Origin of the sequence: Paenibacillus sp. YN15 (genome assembly GCF_003285005.1) — a bacterium.
Classification (GTDB): domain Bacteria; phylum Bacillota; class Bacilli; order Paenibacillales; family NBRC-103111; genus Paenibacillus_AR.
Window position 1 is genome coordinate 108,975 of the sequence record NZ_QMFA01000023.1, and the last position, 6,408, is coordinate 115,382.

The following is a 6,408-nucleotide window of genomic DNA, read 5'->3' on the forward strand; positions in this document are numbered from 1 at the left end:
ATTCGCTGTAGCCCGTTCCCGGTCTTTTTCCGAGGCTTATTCCGGTTTGCCGTCCTCCGTTTCCCGGGCCCGGGCGGTTCTGTCCAATTCCGCAAGCTCCCGTTCCAGCTTCTCCTTCGGGTCGGACCTCAGCTCCGCCAGCGCCTGGGCTTCATAATAAGCGCTGTTGATCTTATCCTCCGCTGCCTGGATAGCGGATCGCCCTCCCTGTCCCGGCGCTTCTATGGCATTCAGCTTCCGCTGCGCCTGGGCCGCGGCCATCCGTTCCTTCAACTGCGCCTGTCGGGCCTCCAGCCGGCTTATGTCCGAAGCCAGCTTCTCCTCCAGCTCCTTCAGACTGGCCGCTTGCCCGACTGCTTCCCGGTACCGGCCCTCCAGCTCCGTTTCCTTGGGGAGAAGGGCGTCCCGCTTATCCAGGAACAGCCCGGCATCCGCCGGATTGCCCAGCTCCCGGGACTTCTCCGCATAGGCAGCCAGCTTGCGGATTTCCGCCCGGCATTCCTCCAGGGCCCGCTTGGCGCGCTGCTCCTCCGCTTGCAGAGCCGCGGCTTCCGCCCGTACGGCCCCCAAATCCAACTGCAGCCCCCGCATCAGCTCCTCAATGGCTTTCTCCGGGTCCTCCGCTTTATCCAGCACAGCGTTCACATTACTGGCCATAATGGTCTTGAATCTGGACAGTATTCCCATGGTATCCCTCCTCACAATAACGGCAAGACATGCGCCTCTCGTTTTATCATACTTCATAATACTTGGAATTAGGCGGAAAGGATTCAAAAACCTAAGGATTGGATTGTTTTTCTTGCGCGGCTGTTGGTATTATGGCACACTATAAGAAGTATTTAACCATTTGCGCGGCAAAGCATGCCCGCCTCCTTTCCATGCCGGAAAGGGGCGGGCTTTTTGTGTTTTGCGTTGGGCCATTTTGAAGGAGGCGTTGGACATGGGCATGAGCTTTGAGAAGGAACACAGGAAATGGATGGAGCATCATTTAAGCGCACGAAAAGGGGAGCGGCTGGACGCGCTGAAACGGGGGCACGGGTATGGCAACCGCTTATTTGCGGAGCAGGTGTGGTGGCCGCTGGCCGGCGGCTTCCAGGGGCTGCATCCGGAATATGAGGTGAAGGACTGGCGGGGACGGTCCTACTTTGTTGATTTCATGTGGATTGCAGGGACCCTGCGTGTGGCGTTGGAGGTGATGGATTATGGCTCCCATGGCATGGACCGGACCAAGTACCGGATGGATTTGAACCGAGGACTGTTTCTTCAGACGCAGGACTGTGTAGTGTTTTACATTGCGTTGGACGAGTTGAAGGAAAACCCCTCCTTCATCCTGTATGCGCTGCGCACCAGCCTTGCCCCGTATTTATCGGCGGCCGACGGCGGTGACAAGCGGAATACGGACAAGGGCTTTTCCCGGGTGGAACGGGAGCTGGAGCTCCATAACATGACCGTCATCAAGTATTGCCGCAGGCTGGTGGAGAAGGGCAAGCTTCAGCCCATCGCAAAAGGGCAGTCCGGGCGGGTGGTGTATTACCAGTACGTGGGCTCTCTGCAAAGCCCCGATTTGGTTTAGCCTGGCCTGATGAAGTGCTTCATAGGGCAGGTTGGGCGGGAGTAGGTTGGATGGGGCAGGCGGGGAGCTGGAGCGGACCACTAGCTGGGGGTGAGACAAGACAGGCTGGAGCGGCGGCGGACACGAAAAATCATATATAATTTTGAGAAAATCGCTAAAACCATCATTTGTATATGAAAAAGTAACCATAATTTGCCCCTAACCACTCCATGTCAGGTATTATGATCGAAAAATCAATCATAATGTGCTTTTTCGTGGCCAGACGGGAAATTATACTCGAAATTTCATATACGCTTGAGGGGAGGTAGGGATCAGAGCTCTCCAGAGCACAGGATAGCCAACCCGCATCAGCAGATAAAGCATTGAGCCCCGCCATTTCCAACAATTTGAGGCAAAACAGGCAAAGTGTTCTTCGATGTATCCGGCGTGAGATCCTTCCATATCCGCGAAGAAGCCCGGCATCCCGAGCGTCTGACCGAGGACGGGAACAATGACGTTATGATCTATGTGGATCATAGATGGGCTGCCCGCTCCATCCGGCGTACAGAAAGGTTCTGGCAATGGCGATGGCTCCTATGGCATCCAGACGGTTCGCATCCTGGACCACCTTCCCCTCCAGAGTCCGCATCGGGGGATTGGCCCCCGCATTGTATGACATATTGGCGATAATCTCGATAATATGCCGGCGGTCCTCTTCCTCCACCGGCTGCCGCTCCAGCCAACTGCTTACCTTTTGCAGACCGGCCTCCTTGGACTCGTTGAGCTTCTCATCAGCCACATCATGGAGCAACGCGGCTACAGCGCATATAAAGAAATCCGCTCCTTCGCTTTGGACCAGCTTCCCAGCCATAGTGGCAACCCGACGGACATGCCACCAATCGTGGCCTGTGGGGTCATGCTCCAGCTCCGACTTGGCAAACCAAAAACAAAAAAACACCGGCCACCGGTGTTTTTCTCTAAAGCTTGAATCCTGCCGCTTGTTCGTCGCGGAACTGAGGTTGAAGGTCCTCAAGTCCCAATGCCTTGAAAACCCGGTTCATAATCTCCATCGTTACATTCGCCTCACCCGATTCAATCTCAGAAATCTTGGATTGTTTCGTTCCAGCAAGCTCAGCGAGTTCTTGCTGCGTTAATTTTAACTTCATTCGACGAACAAATATAATATTTCCAATAACAACCGAATAACTATCCAAGTAATCTTTGACTTCAGGAATCTGTCTTGCCCTTTTCTTCAAGTCCTTAAAGGACTGACCAAGTACAGGGGGGTTACTTGGTTTCGACATCTTCGACACCTCCGGGAAATACAATGTATTTTTCGGGAAACTCACAAAAATCTTGATATATGGATTCCGTCTCTGCTACAATCCGCTCAAATTCCGGGTCATAAGTGGCTTGTTTGACAATGGCTCGAGGAAAAATCAAAATCTGAGTATTATCCCGAACATATTCGAAAAAAACTGCACGAAATGCTCCAGTACCTACCCAATTCACTCTAAATTCAATAAGTGGAACGTGATCTCTCAGTTCCTTAGCAAGTTTAATTGTGTAAGGCTTCCCATCTTCTCTTGTTTCAACAAGATACTCCCTCAGAGCAAAATCCAATCCATGATGTTCCAATACCTCAAGTCCGCGAACGATCAACTTATATAGTTGCCGAACTCCAGGATCTTTTTTACTTTGCTGCTCCATATCAAAAAGCAAGTCATCAACAGGACGCGTGTCTAGCTCTGGATCATGAAGCAATTCAATTACAGTTTTCATTATACCATATACGGGATAAAAAACAATTCAATTTATCCCTTGCTCCTCTCTATATTTAAATTCCGAGCAACGTCAGTTTTCCGTTTGAGTTAGATGTTAATTGATGAACTTACATTTTTTTCAAATCCAGTCCGCAATCTCTCTAGATCGGCCAGCAATTTTTGGATGTGGCGAATCGTTAAAAAATCAGCTTCTTCCAGATTCAAAATTTTGATTCCTTGGGCTTCCTGTCGAATACTGTTTTCCGCATCCCTCAGAATTCTAACGATTCTCGGACTAAGCAAATCGCCGGAATCATATTCAGTGGTGATTGCATATACACCTCGGTCTTTCCTTTCAATTTTCCCAGCAGACGTTAACGCTTGAATCGATCCAGCGAAAATTCCATTCGTAATACTCAGAGATTTATTAACGTGTTCGCGCATTTCAGCCCACGTATACGATTTCTGAGGATTGCTGCTTAAAAGATCAAGGATCAGGGCTTTGGTTTGTGCGCTCCGGGTTTCAGTCCCCATATTATTACCTCCACTCGAAAGTTTGCAAACTTTGCATATAAATAATATTAATGCAAACTTTCGTTTTATTCAATGCTTTAATTCAAGTAATGCTTAAGTTAGTTCACTTATAACAAAATCCACATTCAACCTTTGGTGCCTCAGAAGTCCTCCCGCAGAATCGTGTGTTCCTTGTGTCCTACCTGAATTTTCTTGCGGGAACATTAACTTCTGTCTCGCGGCAGGTGTCCTCGCCTTTGGTCAACTGCAGGCACTTTTCCCCTGTTTGGAACTCTCACCCTTAAGATGGCACCCATAAATTCTTCCCCTCCCGCATTCCCCATCGCCATATCTGGTGTAACGCCCATAGGCGTTTGTGCATATGCTGTGCCAGCGTATGCTAAATCGAGCCAGTAGGGGTTGTTATGGTGAGTATTCAAAAATCCAAAGGGAAATCCCAGCCGATTCCCTTAAAGAAACGTTCTCCCCAGTATGGCGGGAGCAAGTCAGTTCTAAGTTTTGAAAAACCCTCAATCTCCAGTCTTCCCGCCAGTTTTCCGCTGAAGGGGAATACTGTATCGGCGCATCTGTCGGAATACGTGGACCGCGCTTTCCGGATTCCTATCTTCTTGAGTACGACCAACACTCTCAACAGCCTGCAGCAGCAGTTTTTGGACCGCCTTATCCAGGAAATCGAGGAGGCGCTGCTGTTTCCCCGCACTCTGCCCGAAAGCGAGCAGTATCCCGAAACCATCCTGACCAGCATCCGCCGCCTGGTGATGTCCAGCTACGGTCTTTTGGCCATCAACTTCAGACGCTTCTACGCCCAATTTATCAAGAGCAATGTGGGGCCGGCCCCGACAACAACCCCTTTTTGGGAAGGGTCCGTTTATTTGCAAATTGAGCCCTCCATGGCCTTCCAGTTCGGTCTTCCCATTCTGCTGGTGCGGGAGAGAAGCACAGACGCAGGCAACGGAATATGGGCAGGCGGAATCACCCCGCTCAACATCTTCGTGGAATGGGATTCCGACAACCAGACGGTCGAGGAGTTCTTCAGCAGCGTGCAATGGCGCGAGGTTCTGGCCAACTGGGCGGCAGAGGTGCGGACCAACTATTATCTGCGTACAGAGCCGACATTCGGGCTTCCCAATTAACGGTGAAGTAGAAAATCCATATGGTCAGCACAGAGAACAGGCCGTATCCGTATATAAGGTTGGCAATATAACCCCAAGGGGCGATCACATCTGTATGCTTCCACAAGGAAAGGTGCAGGCAATCTCCAATGTGATCGTTGCCATTAAAGCTGAACTCCATAAGACGGATGCCCATTGGACAAGCCTTCCATTTATGGTCTAGTCAAGAAGTTATCTTCATGCCATGATGTGAATGAATATTTTTTTATTCATTCATATCTTTGGATGAAAGCCATCAGCTTCAAAAGTCTTCGTGACGGCACATATACCGGCCGATACGAGGGAGGCAAATACAAGTGGGTGGCTGCGTTTCGGTCATACGCGTATGTATTTTCGTGACTACGCCCAAAAAGGGATGCAGCAGCCACCTTGCGGCAGCCTTCTGCATCCCTCTCTCTGCGCATCCGCGCCCCCTACTCCTCCCCCGTCGCCACTGATCCCGTTAGTTTGGCCTTCAACGGGATGGTGTCCTAAGTAACAGGTTTTGCGAGGATTATCTATGCTTTGATCACCATTTCCCCTTCTCCAGTAGGGGTCTCAAAACCACTTAAAAACCGGGTTAGGGTATCTTCAGTGATTGGAAACGCCGCATTGGCATCAAAACGTTCACTCCGGATGAGAAGCCTCTGACGCAATTCATCCGGTTGAACCTTTAAGTAAATCAGTTCCCATACGCCACCATGCCGCTCGATCAGTTGCTTGTATTCGTTTCGTCTTTGACGCTGCCAAAAGCTGAAATCGATGACGACAGGGTGTTTAGCCTGAATTAGATTAACCAGCACGCCACGCAACTTTATTTCCGATTCTTCTTTATAGGACTCATAATTCCGCTCCGGATAATCCACTCCATAACGGCCGTGTGTGGCCCAGATATCCTCATCTATCGAGAGCCGGACGAATCCCTCTTTCTCCAGCTTTTGAGCAAAGGTTGTTTTACCCGATCCTGCCACGCCGCACATCATCACCACGACGGGAGCCTCGCTCGAACGCTTTTGCTGCACCAAATTTTCGATAACAAACTTTTCATTCAGCACAATCCACCATCTCCTTTCTATCTCTGACTCATTGAAACGAAAGTACATCCATCATAGTTAAGAAATAATATTCTAAATGTTAGGCTATCACCATGACTACATTACTTCAACTAGCTTGAGGCATTGTAGCTTCGCTCCTTATCTGTTTTGCTCATTCAAATAGCCCTTTATTTATCTGTTCAATTTACTGTGGTCGATCTAGTCTCGACTGCCTGACCTTGGCTGACTCCTGGCCACTTGCAACTGCTTTCCCCGACTTCTTGTTTGCAAACTGTTGAACAAGAACATAAGAAAAACCGTCAGGGAACATCGCCCTGACGGTCCTTTTTTACGTTGGGAGAATATCGGAAATT

The 6,408-nt window shown here is 49.7% G+C and carries 8 protein-coding genes; 2 read left to right on the forward strand and 6 right to left on the reverse strand.

The features are described from left to right. Positions 1-36: 36 nt before the first annotated feature. Entirely contained in the window at positions 37-687 is a 651-nt protein-coding gene (locus DQG13_RS18375; RefSeq protein WP_113021244.1) for a PspA/IM30 family protein, read from the reverse strand. Positions 688-940: 253 nt separating this feature from the next. On the opposite strand from DQG13_RS18375, the gene DQG13_RS18380 reads away from it, so the two are divergent. Further along, on the forward strand, positions 941-1,573 hold the full coding sequence (locus tag DQG13_RS18380) for a hypothetical protein (protein WP_258525740.1): 633 nt from the start codon (positions 941-943) through the stop codon (positions 1,571-1,573). A gap of 496 nt (positions 1,574-2,069) precedes the next feature. On the opposite strand, the gene DQG13_RS18385 is transcribed toward DQG13_RS18380, so the two are convergent. The 4 genes from DQG13_RS18385 to DQG13_RS18400 all read right to left on the reverse strand — a co-directional run bounded on the left by DQG13_RS18385 (position 2,070) and on the right by DQG13_RS18400 (position 3,849). After that, entirely contained in the window at positions 2,070-2,510 is a 441-nt protein-coding gene (locus tag DQG13_RS18385; protein WP_258525741.1) for an HD domain-containing protein, read from the reverse strand. 19 nt (positions 2,511-2,529) lie between these two features. Continuing rightward, positions 2,530-2,856, reverse strand: a complete 327-nt coding sequence (locus DQG13_RS18390; protein ID WP_113021245.1) for a helix-turn-helix domain-containing protein — start codon at positions 2,854-2,856, stop codon at positions 2,530-2,532. Beyond that, complete coding sequence (locus DQG13_RS18395) at positions 2,840-3,334, reverse strand: hypothetical protein (protein WP_113021246.1); 495 nt, start codon at positions 3,332-3,334, stop codon at positions 2,840-2,842. Before DQG13_RS18395 ends, DQG13_RS18390 begins: the two co-directional genes overlap by 17 nt. An 89-nt stretch (positions 3,335-3,423) precedes the next feature. Next, on the reverse strand, positions 3,424-3,849 hold the full coding sequence (locus DQG13_RS18400) for a hypothetical protein (protein ID WP_113021247.1): 426 nt from the start codon (positions 3,847-3,849) through the stop codon (positions 3,424-3,426). Between the two features lie 404 nt (positions 3,850-4,253). Between DQG13_RS18400 and DQG13_RS18405 the strand changes: the two genes are divergently transcribed. After that, complete coding sequence (locus DQG13_RS18405; protein ID WP_397333995.1) at positions 4,254-4,982, forward strand: hypothetical protein; 729 nt, start codon at positions 4,254-4,256, stop codon at positions 4,980-4,982. A 536-nt stretch (positions 4,983-5,518) separates the two neighbouring features. On the opposite strand, the gene DQG13_RS18410 is transcribed toward DQG13_RS18405, so the two are convergent. Further along, positions 5,519-6,055: a P-loop nucleotide/nucleoside kinase family protein gene (locus DQG13_RS18410; protein ID WP_309472244.1), complete on the reverse strand. Its 537-nt coding sequence runs from the start codon at positions 6,053-6,055 to the stop codon at positions 5,519-5,521. Between the last annotated feature and the right edge of the window lie 353 nt (positions 6,056-6,408).